We start from the raw sequence: 20,402 nt of genomic DNA on the forward strand, positions 1-20,402 counted from the left end.
ATTTGCTTTTTCTACCATAGAGATAGCCAGCGCTCTTATATTGTCTGCGGCTAAATTGTCAATTTTTTGGTTCATAATTTATGGTGTTAATTTTTTTTATAACTGTATCGGCGGTTTTTTGAAGTTGGTTTTTTGATAAAGTATTTTATCTTTTTCCAAGATCTTTTATAAATGATTTTAAAATATAAAGCAGTTTTGTTTTGCAGCTTTATTCAAATAGCAGGAGTTTATTATTTTGTTCAGGTTTTGATTTGTCTATTCAAATAACTATTTGGATCTGAGATTATAAGTAAGAATAAAATAATAAGTGTAAAAAACACATTTACAAATATAGGCAAATTTATTTTACAATAGCAAAAAGAAAATATCATTTTTTTTATAAGTTTTGAATGCGTCTATATCTAAAAAAATATGAACTGCATTTTTTTCTAAATGCAAAGAAGTGCCGCTTAAGTTTTAGCTTAAATAAAAAAAACCTTTTGTGTCTTTCTTTGCTTTATTGAAAGAGACAAGACACAAAAGGGATGTAAGGCAATAAGGTATATATGCTGCAAAATATTCTGTTCCAGACAGAATAACTGCTTAGCTTACCAGTCGAGTTTGAGCAGGGAAACTGCCTGTCTGGGCAAGGAGATGTTGATTTCCAAAGCTCCCTCTTTTACATTTAGTTTTTGCGGGTTACCAATGGTTTCTAATTGACCGGCTTTTTCAAGCGCTGTTACTTGTTCTGCAGTTGGATTTTGCGGAGAATCCATTTTTTTCCAAACTTCGTATGAGTTGCTGTGCAGGCTGTCGATGGTGTAATGGGTGAGTGTTACTTTTTTAGCTTTGATACCGCTAATGCTGACCTGAACTGATTCAGCAGTTTCCAATTGGTCAAGATCATGGTAATTCCAGAGCATGATGGCAGCTGTTTTTTTATCAGCGCTGGCAAGTGCACCAATTTCAGACTGTTCACCGCGTACGCTGTTCTCTACAATTGCATCCAATGGAGTCATGCGGCTACTTTGTACAGCTACGCGTTTACCACTCATTTTACCAAACATACGGAATACATTCAGTACTGGTTTATCGACTCCGTTTGTTGCCAAATCACGGAAACCATAGAACCAAGGCTGGTTTTCGAATTCAAATGACCAGGAAACCGCACCTAGAAAATTGACATTATATTTATCGGCCAGCAGATATTTTCTGGCAAACGATGCTGCTGTGTAACTGCTGTACATAGTGCCGTTGCGGTAAGCGTTCTGCGGATTGGTAGCCATGCCGCAGGCAGCACATCCTTCCGGGTCGCTTTCACCAATGATGATCGGGAGATTTTTAGTTTCCGGATAGGAGGATGCAATTTTGAATCCGGTCGAAATGTCCTTTAACTGCGGTGACATATCCATTCGGACTATGCCGTCCACTAATTTTGGATTTCCTTTTGCGTGAAAAAGAAAAGCATCCAGTGGTGAGCCTTTTTTGCCTGTTGCATAATTAGTACCGCTGATGCAATGCTGTATAAAAGCATTTGTCCACTTTTGGGCATTTTCGCTCCTTGTTCCAGCGATATTAAGACCGCCGATTTTTGCTGTTGGAAGTGCTCTTTTCACGGCATCTGCCGAATAATCGTATAGCTTAAAGAATTCTTCCATAGTGCCTTTCCAGTAACCGTTGGGTTCGTTCCATACTTCCCAATACCAGCTTTCCACTTCTTTTTTACCATAACGTTCAACACTATGTTTTACCCATTGGTAAACTAGTTCTGCCCATTTGTTATAGTCTTTTGGCGGATAAGCCCAGCCCGTCAGAATATCGCTGTATGGATCTCCCGGTTTCCAGAAATGTTTATAAGGCTCGGAGTGTGTACTCATTGCTTGTGGCATAAATCCAATCTGCGCAAGCGGTTTCATACCGCGTTTGATATAAGTGTCAAAAATACTGTCGACAATTTTCCAGTTATATATGGGATTGCCATTGGAATCTTCTGTATAAGCATTTGTACTGCCCCATTTAAGTGCTGCAGTTCCGTCTCCGCTTACAAGCAGGCTGTGTGCTCTTACATATACCGGTACAGGTGAAAGTGCTGCTAATTCGGTCAGCAGTTTTTTGCCATCTTTCATGTAGGTGTAATTTGGTTCATCATATCCGAACCATGCCCACATTGGGTACATGTCTCCGACTGGTTTGTCCAGCATTATTTTTACTTCGGCTGATTTTTGCGGAACAAAGGTTTCCTGTGCTTTAATGGTAGTTATTGTAAAACTTACACATAGGCAGCATGTCAAAAAATGTTTAATCATAATATAAATATTTTAAGATTTTTGCTAAAAACCAACCCTTTCTTATTGAATAGTTATTCTATTTCAATAACCGTACTTCATAAATACCCGTAATACTAGAATTTGGCTTTGCCTTAAATTGTATCTGCAGTATTTTTTGTTTTCCTTCAATAATGGCTGAAGGAAGTTCAATTGTCTTGTCGATAAATTGATTTCCTTCGGATCCGTCCATCTTTATTGATACTGCCAAAGTATCATTGACATAAACATCAAAATCTTTATTCTTGTCGGCACCAAAATAAGTAATGCGCAGTTTTCGGGCTTCCAGAAGCGGATTTTTTAAATCATAACTAAAGAAGCCCTGTCCATTACGGTAATGACGTTCTTTAAACATTCCAGTATCAGTCTTTTCTCCTTTGAAATTATGGTCTGATTCCGGCTGCTGTTCTCCGGCGGTAACTGCATCAATAGTAAGAGCTTCCAGTTTCATCTGAATTTCTTCCCGCTCTTTCATCGCTTTTTGTATTTTGGGCAGTTTTTCCTGTGTTGTGTATGGCCAATACAGCATGTACCTCGCATTGTGAATCTGGAAGAAAGGAACGAGTTTCAGGTTTTTGTATTTTTGCTGATAAATAATATCGGAAGCGGAATAAGTAAAAGGTTTATCCGCTACGGTTTTCAATGAAGCAGCTAAATCAGTATTGTTCGAAACCAGTAATGGAGCATCTTCTATTGGGTAAATCGGCCCGCTGGCAATATGCCCCATGCGGCTGTCATCGGCTGTTAATCCTTTAAGATCTGTAGTGTCGGTAACTGCAGCTAACACAATTGGTCCATGCAGAAAAGAAACCCAAGCTGATTTGTCCGGAAGCTGTTCTGTTTTGTTATGCATTGGTAAAATAATCGAAATTTCATCTCCTGTTTTCCATTTTTGTTCGATGGAAACATAGGAATTCGCATCTTTTGAAATACTGATTTCTTTGCCGTTGACAGTAATTTTCATTTTTCCGTCTTCAACCCAAGAAGGATAACGGAACTTAATAGCAAACTGCTGCGTTTTTTTTAATGTTAATGTTAATGAAGATTGTTCTTCAAACGGGAATTTAGTGTTTTGAGTTACAGTAATTCCTTTTTCTTTCCAATTCAGGGTCGAAGGAATAAAAAGGTTAACATAGAGATTTTGTTTGTCATGGGCATAAATCAGTTCGCCATATTTTCCGTGATTCTCTAAACCAGATCCCACACAGCACCAGAAAGACTGCTGCGGTTCTGAATACACTCTGTAATGACGCGGGCGGATAGGAGTGAAATACACAAATCCCCCCTCTGGATGCTGGGATGACAGTATATGATTGTAGGTTGTACGCTCATAATAATCTATATATTTTGAAGAAGGATTGGCAAGGAACAAATGCTTACTCAGTTTAAGCATATTGTAACTGTTGCAGGTTTCCGGGCCTTCTCTCGATTCCAGCATAGACGAAAAATCGTTTGTTGGGTTAAAGTGCTCTCTGACACTGTTTCCTCCGATAGAAATCGTGCGGTTATTTACAACGGTATTCCAAAAAAAGTCTGCTGCATCTGCCCATTGTTTATCTCCATTCACTTCGGAAACACGCATAAAACCTATTACTTTAGGGATTTGTGTATTGGCGTGAATTCCGTTAAGGGCATCTGTATTTTTCAAAAGCGGATCAAGAATGGCTTTATGAGAGAATTTTTGTGCCAGAACCAGATATTTTTTATCACCTGTGATTGCTGCTACATCAGCAAAAACTTCATTCATACCGCCGTGTTCGCTGCGCAGCATCTGCTGGATTTGGTCATCGGTAAGATTTGCGGTAAGATTCAGGCACCAGTCCGAAAGCTGGATCAGCATCTTTTTGGCTTTTTCACTTCCAGTCAGAGTGTAAGCATCAGCCAGTCCGGCATATACTTTATGGATATTGTACCATGGCACCCATTTATTATTCAGGGAAAAGCTTCCGGCCTCAATTTTTCCTTTGGTAATTTCTTCCCATAATGCTTTGCTTCCCGGAACACCGCCAATGTATCCGTTTCCGTTTTTCTGCTGGCATTTTTCGAAACCATTAAGCATATAATCGAGCCTTTGTTTTATCTGCTGATTTCCAGTTGCTGCATACATTTCGGATAAAGCCGAAACATAATGACCGCCAATGTGACCATCAAGACCTGTATTTTCCCAATTGGGATAATTTTTTGCTTTTGTTTCCAATCCGGCTTCTTTGAAATAAGGAGCCAGAAGACGGTCTGCATCAAGCGATAAAATATATTTCAAATCGGTTTGCTGAGCTGCTTTAAAAGGACTGTCAAGCAGACGCACGGATGATAATGGAAAACTTTCAAGTTTGGCTGACTGTCCGTAAACGACCGATGCTGAAACTAATATTAGTCCGATCCAAAGCGTTTTTTTAATACTATTCTGTATCATTTTTTTGAATTTTATTTTTTTGTGCCAATTGTTTTAATACGATAAACTGTAAATGAATAAGCCGGTAATTCGGTTTTTGCTAACTCAGATGCTGAGCAGGATGTAACAGTTGGCCTTGCATTTTTATCGCTTGGTTCCCCTGTTAATACTGTTTTTACAGCCTGCGTATTTTCCAGATTGCTGTTCTTTAAATCTACTGAAGTGCTGATTGGAATCGGAAGCATGTTTACCAGTTTTACAATCAGATCACTGCTTTTAGAATCTCGGATTATTGATATGGCGATACGGCTTTTTACATTTTCCTGATTGTTGGAAAGCGCAGTTTCGCTCGGAATGTACAGGTCGCCGTCGTTTTGTCCATAAAGTTTCTGTACTTCGTAGCCAACAGTTGGTTTTACTTCGGTATTATTAAAATATATCAGATTAGGATTCCATTGTGTATGTTTGTCTTTGGCTAATAATGGGGCATAAGAAGTCATGCTCACGACATCTGCATTGCGTTCAACAGAAGTAAGGTACAGCGCTTCGGACAATGCAGTTTCCAGACAGTTAGGTCTTCCTGGCAGGTGAGAGGCATATTCGCCAAGATACACTTTTGGTTTTGAGCGGTCATAGCTGTCATAATAATCCTGATTATAAATAAACCAGCCTGGTGACTGATAGTAATGTTCGTCTACCATTGGAACTCCTAATTTGGTTGCGATATCCCAGCCTTCTTGGTAATCCGTGCCTTCAAAATTTGGGCCTACGGTTCCGATTACAGTTATTTCAGGATATTTTTCTTTCATAGCTTTGAAGATCATCGTAAAACGTTCTTCAAAAATATCAGTGATAAGGTCTTCGTTTCCTATGCCTATATATTTTAAGTTGAAAGGTTTTGGATGTCCTGCTTCAGCACGTTTTTTTCCCCATTTGGTATTCACATCGCCATTGGCATATTCGACTAGATCCAGAATGTCCTGTACGTAACTTTCCATTTCGGCCATTGGAATACCGCATTGCTGTCCGGCTCCTCCGGTTGATGAATTTTGGCAGGGTACTCCAGCGGCAATTACTGGTAACGGCGCAGCTCCAATATCTTCACAGAATTGGAAGTACTCGAAATAACCCAAACCAACAGTCTGATGGTATCTCCAAAGGTTAGGCATTGGTTTTCTCGTTTCCAACGGTCCGATGGTGTTTTTCCATCTGTAAATATTTTCTAACCCATCCCCGTGGGCAACACAGCCGCCAGGGAAACGCATGAATTTTGGTTTTAGATCGGCAATGGTTTGGCCTAAATCGGCACGAAGTCCGTTTTTACGGCCTTTGAAAGTTTTTTGCGGGAAAAGTGAAATCAGGTCTACGTCTAATTCTCCGGTCATCTGCGGAACTATTTCCAGACTGGCATTAGCCTCGGAAGCTTTTGATGTAATCACAGCATTGTATTTTTTCCAGTCTTTTGAAATGGCTGTAGTTGATGCTTCGCCTAAAACTTCTCCATTTTTGCTGACAAGACGAACAAGAAGTTTACCTGTTTTGCTTTCTGCTGAACGTGCAAATACTGAAAAATCATATTTCTCGCCCGCTTTTACTGCAATTCCGTCAAAACCTTCATTAGCTAAAGCGGTTCCAGTCTGTTTAATCGAAAGTTTTGCGTAATGTTTGTTATTCGGATGAATCGGGTTTATCGAATCGATAATATATTTTGAACTTTCGCCTTTTAGACTCCAAGATTTAGTGCTGTTCCAGGTTTTGTCTCTGCCTTTGGTATCGGCTGGAGTATATTCGAAATCTCTGTTTTGAATCAGTTCAGCATACAGACCTCCATCTGCGCCATAATTGATGTCCTCAAAAAAGATTCCAAGCAGTGTATTGCTGATTTTCTTGTTTTTGGAAACATCGGCAGTAAATTTTGCATCAACAGGTTTCAAATCTGCAAAACGGTCTTTGTCAGTTTTGGCAGTTTCAGACCAAAGCAGATTTTTATAGGCTGACAATTGCTGAGTTTTTATCAGTCCGTCAACTACGCTCCAATCTACTTTATTAATAGAACCTGTTTCTGATTTCCCGGAAATAATAATAGTACTGCGGGAGTTTTTATGCTCGGATACCGGAATGCTTTTAGTTTCTGTATACTTTTTAAAATCTTTGGTAGTTGTGCTCCATGCTTTAGTTTCTGCCTGTTCTTGGCTTATCCATGAAACGGTGTATTCCTGTTTTTCTTTATTGTAAGTTACCTCGGGCATCAGGCAGTTTTTATCTGTCATAACAACAGGATACGACTGGCGTCCCCAATAGAGAAGATCTTTGGACGAAGCGTGTGCAAAATTGCCGTCTTTCTCATTAAGGCTCCAAACGCAGTGCCATTGTCCGTCTGCGCCGGGAAACACTATCGGCGAAACCATTCTTTTTTGTGAACCCCAGGCTCCGTAATCGGAATGGATATAACTGTATTCCGGACCTATTGGATGCCAGTTGATTTTATCGGTACTCCAGGCAAAATGAAGTCCGTCGAAACTTTTTCCAGAGGTATAAGAAAAGATGTAGGCCTCTTTTGGGTTATTGGCGAATGCCGAAAATGCTGTAAAAAAAGCAAAAAGTAGTCCCAGAAAATATTTTTTTTGTTTTTGAAAGTTGAAAATAGCTGTCATGATAGTATCAATACATTAAAATTTTATGTCGCAGTTCCAGTTTTTAGCCAGTTTTTGCGCTTCTTTTTTTGTGATCTGAATAACAGAAGGATGCTTTGGCACCGAAAAATTAGTCGATTTCATTACTCCTTCATTGAAGTGACCCAAGCTTTTGAAATTCACAAAATCAGAAGTCTCGCTAAACCCGAAATTGTGCGGATTGATGCGGTAGATGTCATAAATCAGCATCCATTTATTCTGGCCGATAAACTTGTAAACGTTTGGAGCTTCGCATCCTATTTTTTCGCCGTCGACACGCTGTGGATTTAATTGGTATCCAGTATTAATAGAGTCTGAAATGGCCTGCTCTATATGGGAACCTCCATTATGAGAAGCAATAAGCATGTGGTATTTGCCGCCTGCTTTTGTAATGTCGGCATCTATGTATTCTTTGTCTTCAGGATATTCGAAAATGCTTTTTGGCAGGGTTTCCATTTTGGTGAAATCCTTGTTCATATACGAATAATAGACTTTGTTTTTTTGAGTGCCTAAACGCATGGTAAAGTAAATCATGGTTTTGTTTTCTTTTTCGTCATAAATAAGTTCAGGAGCCCAGGCACAGCCAATGTCTGCCAATTCCGGGAATGCCTGATCTACCCGGAGGACAGTATGTGACCAATGTATCAAATCTGGTGATTTCATTAAAACGAGTCCGCGGTTGTTACCCCAGCCGTACTGCTTGCCGTCACGTTCCCATTCGGTAGTTCGGTAACCCTCTTTTTGCCCGTAAATATGAAGATCGGTCAGTGCCAGATAAAACATTCCGTCGGGTGCGCGGTATATGTACGGGTCGCGTATTCCTTTTTGCTCAGCTATTGTATCGCCGGCTATGATTGGCTTGGCATTGTTTACATCGGTAAAACTGTAGCCGTCTTTGCTCAAAGCCATGTACAAGCCGTGAGTATCATCTTTAAAATAAACCATCAGGTAAGCTCCCATCTCTTTTTCTTTAGGGAATTTGGCTTTTTGTGCCAATGCAAAACTGCCGGCAAAAATCATAATGCTTAGACCAATCAGGGATTTGAAATTTTTCATGTTTTTAATTTGAACAATACAGCGGAGCCCTATTTATTAGATACTTTGACAATTTTATATAACCCGGCTCCATGCAGATTGATTTCCGGAGTAAACTCTTCCGAAAATTCTCCAATTTTTTTCCCAGACCATAAATCGGTAATTATGTATTTATCCAAAAGCCCGATGCTTTTAAGGTCTATTGAAATTTTTGCGCTCGGCGCAGGCGGTGGTCCAGATGGATTTTGAGTAAACACAAAAAATTTCACTGTAGCACCTACGTTTTGGGAGATACAGGCTTCGTCCAGACCAACTGTGGCTTTGAAGCGCGTATAACCTTCGGGCAGATCAAATTCTATAATGGAATTAGAGTGCGTCCCGATGCCGTTTTCGTATTTAACTTTATTCACTGTAAGCGCATTACCGGAAACACTTTGGTTAATCTTTGGCTTCTGCCATCCTGAAGTTGCTTTTTTCCATTTTATATTAGTAAGTTTCAGAGAGTCTTTTTCATTATATAAAGTTGGATTAATCCAGTCTGCATGATCCCAATCGGTATTGTCACCAGCGTCGTTTACTACCAAATATAATTTTTTGGTACCTGTAATATCAATATTCACAGTCGTGCTTTGCTTTGGAGTAGATCTTGATATTATTTCGCTGTTCCAGACTGCTTTTTCTTCGGAGATTGAAATTTGGTCCACTGTATTGAAAACGGCTAAATATTTTGCTCCAGTTTTTGGGTCGTCAGCAATCCAGGCAGCTTTGTCTTTATCGGTAAAAAGAGGTTTGTTGTTCGTACTTTCGTTAAGGACTTTCAATACATTTTTATTGGTTAATAACGAAAGCGTGAAAGGGTCATTATCTGGAAGATTACCGCCAAACATTAATGGAGATTTAAAAATACTCCACAAAGTCATTAAAGTATACTGCTCATCTTTGGTAAAAGCGGTCATACGCGGATCTCCTCTTTCGGCTCTAATTCCAATGCGTCCCAAAGGAAGCATGTCGCCATCGGGATAAGCTCCATAAGCACGCCATTTGTTCCAGCGTTCAAAAACTTCGAAATGGTCTTTCAATTGCTGCCAGCTGTCCCAAAAGTCTCCGACAGTACGCCACATATTGGCATTTTTCTGAACGTGGTCTGCGTGTGCGATTGGTGTTTCTCCGGGAGAAGTGCTTAGAACTATTTTGCGTCCCGTGCGGTCAATTGCTTTGCGGATGATATCTATTTCGCCTTCAAAATAAATAGGAGAAGAGAGGTCGTCAATCTTTACAAAATCAAGTCCCCAAGAAGCATACAGTTCAAAAAGTGAATTGTAATATTCCTGTGCGCCTGGTTTGGTCGGAATTACAGTGTACATATCGTGCAGCCAAGTACATTGGTCTTTGTCCGAATAAATATCCTGTGCTTTTAAATTTGTACCTTTTATAGGTAAATTTTGTTTTACAGCTATTACCGGAATCCCGCGCATAATGTGAATCCCGAATTTTAATCCTTTTTTATGCAGATAATCTGCTAATGGTTTAAAACCTTTTCCGCCTGCAGCCGAAGGGAAGCGGTTTACAGCCGGCATAAAACGGCCGTATTGATCCAATACATAATCAGGATCTTTTTCATTATAACCATGTGATTTGTCATTCCCTACATACCATCTGATATCGACTACAATATAATCCCAGCCATAAGGTTTTAAATATTTTGACATATAGTCGGCGTTGGCTTTGACTTCGGCTTCGGTAACAGTAGGGCCAAAGCAGTCCCAGCTGTTCCAGCCCATTGGCGGAGTTGATGCCCAGTCATGAAAATTATTTTTTGTTTGTGATTGGACAGTGTTACTGATTATTGAAAGAAATAAAATAATGAATGCTGCTTTATTCGATTTAAAACAAATCCTACTGAATGATTTTTGAAATATATTTTCCATAAGTGTGTTTTTTACATTTGTAAAAGTAATTTAAAAAAGCAAGCAAACAACTCAACTTGATAAAAAAACTGGAAGTAAATTAAGAGTATGGTAATTTTTCCTTTAAAATAGCTTTTTATGAATTTGTAAAAAAACTTTTTTATTGGGTTAAAATTCCAAATGAAGGATGAGTATGTGGAATTTTGTGTCGAAAACTACCGCAAATCAGCAGAGTAAAATGTCTGTTTTTAGTAAGTGTTCTGTATTCAGTAACTTATGGGTATTTTGTTTTAAATATGTCATAAATTGTAAAATGTATGATTTATTGCTTTGGGAGGTTATAATTTACGATTTTGACCGTTGTTTTTTTCAAATTTGTCCCTCTTTAAGTTTTTTGATTAACTGTAACTTTGTCCCTGTAGATTCAATAATACAGTGGTTTGTTGTTATTGATTTAATAAATTGCATTTTGTTAGTTTATTTTGAGTTTCTCGAAATTCATTAGACAAAAAATTAAAAAATTTTGGTTACTTATTTATACCCGAAGTTTTTCTTTGGGTATAAATTTTTTAAAAAATCAGGAAGTGAGATTTTGATTATATGATATAAAAAATAAGTAATAAGTAATAATAATTTAAATTTGGTTTAGTTTTTAGTTAAGTTAAAAATAAGAAGGCTGTTTGGTGTCTTCTTATTTTGTTTTTAGAGGTATCCTGAATTGTAAAGAATTAGAAAACTGCAGTCAGAAAAGAAGTAATTGATTGGTTTGTTCTACAATGAATTTCTGATAATTAAAGCACACTTGTTTTCAATTTGTTCTTTTTTTCCCCGAAGAACCATTTGTGCCAAAAGTTTTCCCATAGTACTAAAATCGGTTGAAATTGTTGTGATTCCATTAGATACTACTTTCTTTAACGGAGTTTCATTATACGAAATGATGCCAAAATCAGTTCCCAGTTTTAAGTTTTGCTCTCGGGCTTTCTCAATCACAAGAACCAAATCCCTGTCATTTGGAATAATGTAAACACCGCCAATAGTTATCTCGCTCTCTGAAAATTCATTGATGACTTCATAGTCAAAAGCATATTCTGAGCAAAAATTTTCAAATCCAATCTTCATATTCAGCGGTTCTCTAAATCCGGGGAAAATCATAATAAGTTTTTTATACTTGTTGAGTTTTGTTTTTCCTTTATATAATCCTTCGAAGATGTCTTTTTTGTGGTTTTGGTAAATAGCCGGAAATGATTTTAGTTCATCATTGGTTTGATCGAGGATGATTACGTCATTTACTGGTAGGGTTTTTATCGATTCCACTATGCCGGTTAAATTGGTTGGCATAATGATGTATTTAGTATAATTTCCATTACTGTCATTCAGCAGTTTCTGAAAAACAGTAACATTGAAATGATGAAAAAAAATGTCTACCTGTACGTTTTTTCCAATATTTTTTAAAAATGAGTTATAAATGTCTTCCTTAAACGTGTTGAGCTCATCAAAGAGCAGAAATATTTTTTGTTTTATATTGATTTCAACACTTTTTACATAATATCCTTTGCCGGGAATGGCATAAATAATTCCTCTTTTTTTGAGTTCATCATATCCTAATAAGACGGTGTCACGGGATAATGAAAAAGCAAGGCAGACTTTATTTACCGAGGGAAGACGGTCTCCTTTTACAAGTTTTTCTTCGTCAATTGCTTTTTCAATGGACTGAATTATCTGTTTGTATTTTGGAATTCCGAGGTTGTCTTGGATAGAAATGATTTTCATGACATTTTTTTTTCAAATATATAAAAAACTGGTAGGTACTGGTATGTATAAGTTGAAATTTATTTTACATTTGGATTTCAAATTTCATAATAAAACAATGGAAATAAAACGCAATTCACAAATTAAGACAGTTTCTGTAAAGAATTTTTTCGGTTTAATGCCAGATAAGGAAGAAGTATACTCTTATGAGTTATTTAATAAAAATGGAATGTCCTTAAAAATAATTACTTACGGAGCTACTGTAACAGAGCTGAAGGTTCCTTTGAAAAACGGCCAAATTGTAGATGTCGTTTTGGGATTTGATACTTTGGAGGGTTATCTGCAGTCGTTTCAGTTAGAAGGTCCGCCTTATATGGGAACTACTGTAGGGCGTTTTGCTGGAAGGATTCATGACGGTTCTTTTGAATTGAACGGGCAAAAAATACTTTTGAATAAAAACAACAATGGCAATTCTTTACACGGCGGTTCTGTTGGGTTTAGCCAAAAAATCTGGACGGTTGAAAAAGTGACAGAAGGTGATAATCCATCAGTTACTTTGAGTTATACCAGTCCTGCAAATGAGGAGAATTACCCAGGGAGTTTAGCTGTAGAGGTGACTTATACATTGACAGAAGAAAATGAACTGCTGATTCAATACGCAGGAAAATCAACTGAGGATACAGTAGTGAATCTAACGAATCATAGTTATTTTAATTTAGAAGGCCATTCGTCTAATGTAAAAGATCAGGATTTAATTGTCAATGCGGATCAAATGCTGGAAAAATCAGCTGATAATATTCCAACTGGTAGGTATCTGGAAACAGCAGGTTCTTCTTTTGATTTTCTGACAGCAAAAAAATGCCCTTCTGAAATTGATAACACTTTTGTTGTAACGCACAAAGATGAAGCTGCGGCTGTTCTTTTCAATAATAAAAATAATCTGAAAATGACAGTGTATACTGATCAGCCAGGAGTTCATATCTATGTTGGCGGTAATTGTTTTAATAAAGTAAAAGGAAAAGAGAATGCCGATTATCACCCATTAAGCGGTATTTGTTTTGAAACGCAGAATTTCCCAGATGCGCCAAATCACGAACACTTTCCTAGTGCAGTCCTTAAAAAAGGAGACGAATATACTCATGAAACGGTTTATAAATTTCAGTCATTTTAAAAAGATTCTGTAATAATGAAAAAAATCGTAATCATATTATCACTTTTAGTCTTAGCAGTTATGCAGTCTGCTTGTTCAGGCAGTGATGCTCCGGTAACACCGGTAGATCCGCCTGTTGTGGCAGATGATTTTATCAGAGCCGCAGATATTTCTTTTCTTCCGGAAATTGAAAGTGCTAAAGTTGTTTTTACTAATAACGGTAAAGCAGAAGATATGCTTACGACTTTAAAAAACTCAGGATGTAATACAATCCGAATCCGTTTATGGAAAAATCCTGCTGACGGTCATTCTGGATTGGCTGAAGTTAAAACATTAGCTGCAAGAGTAAAGCAGGCTGGTCTGAAGGTTTGGCTTACTGTTCATTACTCTGATACTTGGGCAGATCCAGGAACTCAGACTACTCCGGATGAGTGGAAAAACTTATCTTTTGCAGACTTAAAAACAGCTGTTGCCAATTATACTTCTACTATCATAACAGAGATTAATCCTGATATTATCCAAATTGGGAATGAAATAAACAGCGGTTTGCTCTGGCCTCAGGGACATTTGATTAATCAAGAAGCACAATGTATTGATTTATTAAAAACTGCGGGTGCTGTAATTCGAAGTAAAGCACCAAAAACAAAAATCATGATTCATTATGCAGGTGTTAAAGCATCGGATACGGATTGGTTTTTTGGAAAAGTAAATTCAGTAGATTATGATTATATTGGACTTTCTTACTATCCTATCTGGCACGGTAAAGATTTGACAGCTGTCAAAAGTACGATTGATGCATTGGGAACTAAATTTGGTAAAAAAGTACTCATTGCCGAAACTGCTTATCCATTTACTTTAAGCTGGAATGATGCAACAAATAATATAGTAGGTCAAAACGATCAGCTGGTTTCGGGTTATGATGCAACTCCTGAAGGACAAAAGAATTATATGTTAGCAATCAAAGATCTTGTAAAAACTTCTAAATCCGGAATTGGATTTGCTTACTGGGGAGGAGAATGGATTGCTTTCAAAGGAAGTGCTGCGGTCAATGGTTCTACGTTCGAAAACCAGGCGTTCTATGATTTTACAAATAAAGCACTGCCTGTTTTACAGGTTTTTAGTTTAAATTAAAAAAAAACAGAATATGAAGAAGACATTATTTTCAATAGGGATTCTTATGGTATTTGCTTTTTCATGCAGTATGTTTAATAAAAATGAAAGCAGACCCAAAATAAATGTTTTTGCAAAAGGAGCCGATGTGGGCTGGCTGCCGCAAATGGAAGCTACAGGATATAAATTTTTTGATACCGACGGAACTCAAAAAGACTGCCTGCAGCTGCTGAAAGACCGGGGAATAAATACTATAAGACTGCGTGTCTGGGTAAATCCTTCGGATGATAAAGCAAGCGGGCACTGCAGTAAGGAGGAAACAGTAACGATGGCTGTCCGTGCCCAAAAGATGGGAATGCGTATTATGATTGATTTCCATTACAGCGATTCCTGGGCTGATCCAGGGAAACAGAATAAACCGCTGGAATGGCAAAATCATACTTTTTCAGAGTTGCTAAATGATGTTTATTTTCATACCGAAGATGTTTTGAAGGCTTTAAAAAAAGCAGATGTTACTCCAGAATGGGTACAGGTAGGAAATGAAATACCAGGGGGAATGCTGTGGCCGGATGGAAGTACAAGCAACTTCAATCAGCTGGCGCAGTTACTGAATAAAGGATATGATGCTGTAAAGGCTGTCGATAAAAAAATCAAAGTTATTGTTCATTTAGACGAAGGAAATAACAGTGAAAAATTCAGATGGTTTTTTGATAATGCCAAAGCCAATAATGTTAAGTATGATGTAATCGGATTGTCGTATTACCCTTTTTGGATTAAAACAGATTATAAAGAAAACATAACAGATCTGGCTAATAATCTGAATGACATGGCATCCCGATACAATAAAGAGGTAATGATTGTTGAGGTTGGCGGGATAGATACGCAGGAACAAAATACCTATGATATGCTGGCAGCCGTTATCAAAGCAGTAAAGGCAGTGCCAAATAATAAAGGTCTGGGCGTGATTTACTGGGAGCCTCAAGGTGCAAAATCATGGAGCCACTATGAATTAAGTGCTTGGAAATCTGACGGGAAGCCGTCTATGGCATTGGATGCATTTAAAGAATAATAAACCATATAAGGTTATATAAATTGAAGTGCAATAAAAATATTGGCTAACAAAATGAAATTATAAATAAGTAACTTTAGCTATTCTTATAAGGCTTTTAACAAAAACTAAAATTCTAATATGTTATAAAATGAAAAAATTGATAAGTATTCTTGTTATATTTTTAGCATTTACACAGGTGGCTATGTCTCAAGTACGAGAGGTTAAAGTGTTAGATACCAATTGGAAATTTCAAAAAGGTGATTTTGCAGAGGCGTCTAATGTAAATTTTAACGATTCAAAATGGGAATCGGTAACTGTACCGCATGACTGGGCAATTTATGGTCCTTTTGATAAAAATGTGGATATTCAGAATGTTGCGATTGTTCAGAACGGAGAGAAAGCTGCTTCCGAAAAAACTGGAAGAACGGGAGCTTTACCTCATATTGGAACAGCATGGTACCGCAATACATTTACTTTGTCTAATAATTCAAAAGGGAAAAAAATACTTTTGCTTTTTGAAGGAGCGATGAGCGAACCTCAAATCTATCTGAACGGAAAAAAAGTTGGAGAATGGGCGTATGGCTATAGTTATTTTTATTTTGATGTTTCTCAATTTGTACAAGAAGGAGCCAACACATTGGCAGTAAAACTAACTAATAAAGAATTTGCTTCCCGCTGGTATCCTGGTGCCGGTTTATACCGCAAAGTAAGTGTCATTGTAAAAAACAATGAAAGCATTGACCAATGGGGACAGTTTGTAACCACACCTTTTATAAGCGAAGAATCGGCAAAAGTTAATATTAAGACAAAAGCTTCTGGGGAAAATACACGTTTGGTAACCACTATTTTTGATGCTGATGGTCATAAATTAAATTCAGAAGAATCGGATATTCAATTCGGAAAAGAGTTCGATCAAAACATAAAAGTTGATAAGCCAAAATTATGGAGTCCTGAAACTCCTTATTTGTATAAAGCAGTTTCTCAACTGTATGTAGGAAAAGAACTGAAAGACGAGATTTCAACACGTTTTGGGATTAGGGAAATAAAATATGAAGCTGATAAAGGCTTTAGTCTAAATGGAAAGATAACCAAATTTAAGGGAGTCTGTCTTCACCACGATTTGGGTCCTTTGGGAACTGCGGTAAATAAAGCGGCGTTGCGCAGACAAATGACGATATTAAAAGATCTTGGCTGTAATGCGATACGCAGTTCACACAATATGCCTTCTTTCGAACAGCTTGAATTGGCAGATGAAATGGGTTTCATGTTTTTGGCAGAGAGTTTTGACGAATGGGCAAAAGCAAAAGTTGACAACGGCTATCATCGTTTTTTTAATGAATATGCTGAAAAAGATGTTGTGAATTTGGTGCAGGCAACAAGAAACCATCCTTCTATTGTTATGTGGAGTTCTGGAAATGAAGTGCCGGATCAATGGGGTGAAGCTGGTGTAAAAAGAGCGAAGTGGTTACAGGAAATATTTCACAGAGAAGACCCGACTCGTCCGGTAACTGTGGGAATGGATCAAGTAAAAGCGACTATGGAATCGGGTTTTGGAGCTTTGCTGGATATTCCGGGATTGAATTATCGCGTGCATTTGTATGATGAGGCATTTAAAAAATTTCCGCAAGGCTTTATTTTAGGTTCAGAAACAGCTTCAACAGTTAGTTCCAGAGGGATTTATAAATTCCCTGTAGTTCAGAAAAAGATGAAGCAGTATCCGGATTTCCAGTCATCATCATATGATTTGGAAGCCTGCAACTGGTCGAATGTACCTGATGAAGATTTTGTGCTTCAGGATGACAAGCCTTGGGTAATCGGTGAGTTTGTCTGGACTGGTTTCGATTATTTGGGAGAACCAACTCCTTATGACGAAAGCTGGCCGTCCCGAAGTTCTTATTTTGGAATTAATGATTTAGCGGGTCTGCCAAAAGACCGCTACTACTTATACAGAAGCCGTTGGAATACAAAAGAAGCAACACTTCATATTCTGCCTCATTGGAACTGGGAAGGACGAGAAGGAGAGACAACACCTGTTTTTGTGTATACAAGTTACAACAGTGCTGAGCTTTTTGTAAACGGCAAAAGTATGGGCGTGCAGAAAAAAAATAAAAATACACCTCAGAATCGTTACCGTTTGATGTGGATGGATGTAAAATATGAGCCGGGAACTGTAAAAGTAGTGGCTTTAGATGACAATGGAAAAGCTGTCGCTGAAGAAGAAGAACGTACTGCCGGCAAGCCTTATCAGATTGTTTTGGACGCAGACAGGAAAACAATAACTGCAGATGGCGAAGATATATCTTTTGTAACCGTATCTGTAGTTGATAAAAACGGAATTCCTTGTCCTACGGCAGCGAATCAGTTAAAATTTAAGGTTACGGGAGCGGGTACGTACAGAGCAGCCTGCAATGGCGATGCGACTTCACTTGAAATATTTCATAAAGATACCATGAAACTTTTCAGCGGAAAGCTGGTAGTACTTGTAAAATCGACAACAGCTGCAGGCGATATAAAACTTGAAGTAAATGGTGCGGGACTCAAGAGCGGTAAATTGACCTTGATGTCTGAAAAATAAATAATACAATATAAACTCGCTCCCCCTCACCAAAGGAGAGGGGCTGGGGGTGAAGATAATTAATTTCAAAACAATAGTAATTTAAAGAAAATGAACGATTTATTAATTAAAAAAACGACTGATTTTTTTCAAGAGACATTTGGTGATGCTCCAGAAAAAATAGTACTTTCTCCAGGGAGAATTAACATTATTGGTGAACACATCGATTATAATGACGGCTATGTTTTGCCAGCAGCCATCGACAAGATTATTTGTTTCGCTTTTGCAAAAAGCAATTCGAAGCAGTCTAAAATTGTTGCTATCGATTTAAATGAAGAATTTGAAGTTGATTTGACACAAGAGATTGTATTGAGCGAAGTGGTTTGGACCAATTATATTTTGGGAGTTATTAAGCAATTACAGGATAAAGGATTTTCTTTTGAAGGTTTTAATTGTGTATTTAGCAGTAATATTCCTGTTGGATCAGGATTATCTTCTTCGGCAGCTTTGGAGTGCGGGACGATTTTTGGAATCAAAGAGCTTTTTGGTTTACAGATTCCTAAAGTTGATATTGCATTAACGGGACAAAAAGCGGAGCACTGGGTTGGAATCAACTGCGGAATTATGGATCAGTTTTCGAGTGTAATGGGCTTGGAAAATAAAGTAATCAAAATTGACTGCAAGACATTAGAATACGAATACCACAATGCCAATTTTAATGATTATTCATTGATTTTGTTTGATTCGAATGTTAAGCACTCGCTGATGACATCGGCTTACAATGAAAGAAGACAGCAATGTGAAGAAGGAATTGCAATTGTAAAATCTAATTTCCCAGAGATAAAAAGCTTTAGAGACTGTACAGAGCAGACGATCATTGATTTAAAAGATAAAATGAGTCACGACGTTTTCAGACGTTCTCTTTTTGTGGTAAAAGAAATCAACCGCGTTATTCAGGCGTGTGAAGCATTAGACAATGGAAACATTGAATTATTAGGACAGCTTATGTTTGCAACTCACGAAGGTTTGTCCAAAGATTACGAAGTAAGCTGTGAAGAGCTGGATTTATTAGTTGATTTGGCTAAAGCTGAAACTGCAGTTATTGGTTCAAGACTGATGGGAGGCGGTTTTGGAGGCTGTACTATTAATTTAGTTAAAAAAGGACAAGAGCAGCAGATAAAAGATAAGTTCTCAAAATTATACAAAGAAGCTTTTGATATAGAACTGAAAATTTATGATGTAAAAATCGGAAACGGTACATCATTGTACGAAGGAGCACTTTAGAATACTAGAATTTGAAAAAATAACACTGCAAATTGTATAAATTGGACAAATTTTTTAAAGGGCAAAAATTAATTTGCGTTAATTTGTACAATTTGTGGCGAAAAAATTCCCACTTAGCCCGTGGTAAAACCATAAAATGAATAAAATGAAAAATTTTGATATAAACGAAGATCCGCACAGACGTTTCAATCCGTTAATTAACGAATGGGTATTGGTGTCGCCGCACAGAGCAACAAGACCCTGGCAGGGACAGAACGAAAAAATCCACACAGATGTACTTCCAGAGTATGATCCTGCTTGTTATTTATGCGCAGGGAATGTTCGTGCCAATGGAGAAGTGAACCCTAATTATGAATCGAGTTTTGTCTTCGAAAATGATTTTGCTGCCGTAAAGCAGGAACCTATTTTGTTTGAAGAAGATTTAAAACCTACTTTCTTTAAAGCACAGCCGGAACGCGGTATTGCAAGAGTTGTCTGTTTTTCGCCAAGACACGATCTGACGCTGCCTGAAATGGAGCTGGAGGGAATTGAGAATATTGTTAAAACCTGGCAGAAAGAATACACCGATTTAGGAAATGTTGATTACATTAATCACGTTCAGATTTTCGAAAATAAAGGGAGTGTTATGGGATGCAGCAACCCGCACCCGCACGGACAGATTTGGGCGCAGTCCTCTCTGCCTACTCAAGTAGAAAAAACTCAAAATAGTTTAAAAGCATATTTTAAAAAAAATAACAGCAACCTTCTGCTGGATTATCTGCAGGAGGAATTAAAAGTGAAAGATCGTATCGTTATTGAGAATGATCACTTCGTGGCTTTGGTTCCTTTTTGGGCAATCTGGCCGTTTGAAACAATGATTATCAGCAAAAGGCATATTACCAAAATTACCGAGTTTACTTCTGTGGAAGTTTCGGCTTATGCTTCAATTTTAAAGGCATTAACGATAAAATACGATAATCTTTTTGAGACCTCTTTTCCGTATTCTTCAGGTATTCATCAAGCACCTACAGATGGTGAAGAGCATCCGGAATGGCAGTTTCATATGCATTTTTATCCGCCGTTATTGCGTTCCGCTTCTGTAAAGAAATTTATGGTTGGGTATGAAATGATGGGTGAAGCACAAAGAGATATTACACCAGAGAAAAGTGCAGCAGTATTAAAAGCACTTTCAGATATACATTATAAAAACAAATAA

Annotated in this window: 12 protein-coding genes; 6 read left to right on the forward strand and 6 right to left on the reverse strand. The window is 37.7% G+C overall.

Features of this window, described 5'->3' with window-relative positions:
• Window positions 1-587: 587 nt before the first annotated feature.
• The 6 genes from IRZ80_RS16305 to IRZ80_RS16330 form a co-directional block, all read right to left on the reverse strand.
• Window positions 588-2,285 (reverse strand): GH39 family glycosyl hydrolase, encoded by a 1,698-nt coding sequence (locus IRZ80_RS16305; RefSeq protein ID WP_194642641.1) that lies wholly within the window; start codon window positions 2,283-2,285, stop codon window positions 588-590.
• A gap of 58 nt (window positions 2,286-2,343) precedes the next feature.
• On the reverse strand, window positions 2,344-4,716 hold the full coding sequence (locus IRZ80_RS16310; RefSeq protein ID WP_228520936.1) for a glycoside hydrolase family 127 protein: 2,373 nt from the start codon (window positions 4,714-4,716) through the stop codon (window positions 2,344-2,346).
• A gap of 11 nt (window positions 4,717-4,727) precedes the next feature.
• Window positions 4,728-7,349: an alpha-L-arabinofuranosidase C-terminal domain-containing protein gene (locus IRZ80_RS16315; RefSeq protein WP_194642642.1), complete on the reverse strand. Its 2,622-nt coding sequence runs from the start codon at window positions 7,347-7,349 to the stop codon at window positions 4,728-4,730.
• 15 nt (window positions 7,350-7,364) lie between these two features.
• Complete coding sequence (locus IRZ80_RS16320) at window positions 7,365-8,423, reverse strand: glycoside hydrolase family 43 protein (protein WP_194642643.1); 1,059 nt, start codon at window positions 8,421-8,423, stop codon at window positions 7,365-7,367.
• A gap of 29 nt (window positions 8,424-8,452) precedes the next feature.
• Complete coding sequence (locus IRZ80_RS16325; protein ID WP_194642644.1) at window positions 8,453-10,330, reverse strand: NPCBM/NEW2 domain-containing protein; 1,878 nt, start codon at window positions 10,328-10,330, stop codon at window positions 8,453-8,455.
• 750 nt (window positions 10,331-11,080) lie between these two features.
• Window positions 11,081-12,079, reverse strand: a complete 999-nt coding sequence (locus tag IRZ80_RS16330) for a GntR family transcriptional regulator (RefSeq protein ID WP_194642645.1) — start codon at window positions 12,077-12,079, stop codon at window positions 11,081-11,083.
• Window positions 12,080-12,176: 97 nt separating this feature from the next.
• Between IRZ80_RS16330 and IRZ80_RS16335 the strand changes: the two genes are divergently transcribed.
• The 6 genes from IRZ80_RS16335 (at window position 12,177) to IRZ80_RS16360 (ending at window position 20,402) form a co-directional block, all read left to right on the forward strand.
• Window positions 12,177-13,229 (forward strand): aldose epimerase family protein, encoded by a 1,053-nt coding sequence (locus IRZ80_RS16335; RefSeq protein WP_194642646.1) that lies wholly within the window; start codon window positions 12,177-12,179, stop codon window positions 13,227-13,229.
• A 15-nt stretch (window positions 13,230-13,244) separates the two neighbouring features.
• Window positions 13,245-14,339, forward strand: coding sequence for an arabinogalactan endo-beta-1,4-galactanase (locus IRZ80_RS16340; protein WP_194642647.1), 1,095 nt, complete (start codon window positions 13,245-13,247; stop codon window positions 14,337-14,339).
• Between the two features lie 13 nt (window positions 14,340-14,352).
• The gene (locus IRZ80_RS16345; RefSeq protein WP_194642648.1) at window positions 14,353-15,387 is read left to right on the forward strand and encodes an arabinogalactan endo-beta-1,4-galactanase; all 1,035 of its coding nucleotides are present in this window, start codon (window positions 14,353-14,355) and stop codon (window positions 15,385-15,387) included.
• A gap of 130 nt (window positions 15,388-15,517) precedes the next feature.
• Window positions 15,518-17,944 carry a DUF4982 domain-containing protein gene (locus IRZ80_RS16350; RefSeq protein WP_194642649.1) on the forward strand — a complete coding sequence of 809 codons (2,427 nt, stop codon included), beginning with the start codon at window positions 15,518-15,520 and terminating at the stop codon, window positions 17,942-17,944.
• A gap of 90 nt (window positions 17,945-18,034) precedes the next feature.
• Entirely contained in the window at window positions 18,035-19,207 is a 1,173-nt protein-coding gene (gene galK / locus IRZ80_RS16355; RefSeq protein WP_194642650.1) for a galactokinase, read from the forward strand.
• A gap of 145 nt (window positions 19,208-19,352) precedes the next feature.
• Complete coding sequence (locus IRZ80_RS16360) at window positions 19,353-20,402, forward strand: UDP-glucose--hexose-1-phosphate uridylyltransferase (protein ID WP_194642651.1); 1,050 nt, start codon at window positions 19,353-19,355, stop codon at window positions 20,400-20,402.

This window comes from Flavobacterium sp. HJJ, from assembly GCF_015351475.1.
Classification (GTDB): Bacteria; Bacteroidota; Bacteroidia; order Flavobacteriales; family Flavobacteriaceae; genus Flavobacterium; species Flavobacterium marginilacus.

What these genes read in the sequence shown, in the direction of transcription:
- IRZ80_RS16305 (WP_194642641.1), bottom strand. Translation starts at nt 2,285, where the DNA reads ATGATTAAACATTTTTTGACATGCTGCCTATGTGTAAGTTTTACAATA.
- IRZ80_RS16310 (WP_228520936.1), bottom strand. Translation starts at nt 4,716, where the DNA reads ATGATACAGAATAGTATTAAAAAAACGCTTTGGATCGGACTAATATTA.
- IRZ80_RS16315 (WP_194642642.1), bottom strand. Translation starts at nt 7,349, where the DNA reads ATGACAGCTATTTTCAACTTTCAAAAACAAAAAAAATATTTTCTGGGA.
- IRZ80_RS16320 (WP_194642643.1), bottom strand. Translation starts at nt 8,423, where the DNA reads ATGAAAAATTTCAAATCCCTGATTGGTCTAAGCATTATGATTTTTGCC.
- IRZ80_RS16325 (WP_194642644.1), bottom strand. Translation starts at nt 10,330, where the DNA reads ATGGAAAATATATTTCAAAAATCATTCAGTAGGATTTGTTTTAAATCG.
- IRZ80_RS16330 (WP_194642645.1), bottom strand. Translation starts at nt 12,079, where the DNA reads ATGAAAATCATTTCTATCCAAGACAACCTCGGAATTCCAAAATACAAA.
- IRZ80_RS16335 (WP_194642646.1), top strand. Translation starts at nt 12,177, where the DNA reads ATGGAAATAAAACGCAATTCACAAATTAAGACAGTTTCTGTAAAGAAT.
- IRZ80_RS16340 (WP_194642647.1), top strand. Translation starts at nt 13,245, where the DNA reads ATGAAAAAAATCGTAATCATATTATCACTTTTAGTCTTAGCAGTTATG.
- IRZ80_RS16345 (WP_194642648.1), top strand. Translation starts at nt 14,353, where the DNA reads ATGAAGAAGACATTATTTTCAATAGGGATTCTTATGGTATTTGCTTTT.
- IRZ80_RS16350 (WP_194642649.1), top strand. Translation starts at nt 15,518, where the DNA reads ATGAAAAAATTGATAAGTATTCTTGTTATATTTTTAGCATTTACACAG.
- galK (WP_194642650.1), top strand. Translation starts at nt 18,035, where the DNA reads ATGAACGATTTATTAATTAAAAAAACGACTGATTTTTTTCAAGAGACA.
- IRZ80_RS16360 (WP_194642651.1), top strand. Translation starts at nt 19,353, where the DNA reads ATGAAAAATTTTGATATAAACGAAGATCCGCACAGACGTTTCAATCCG.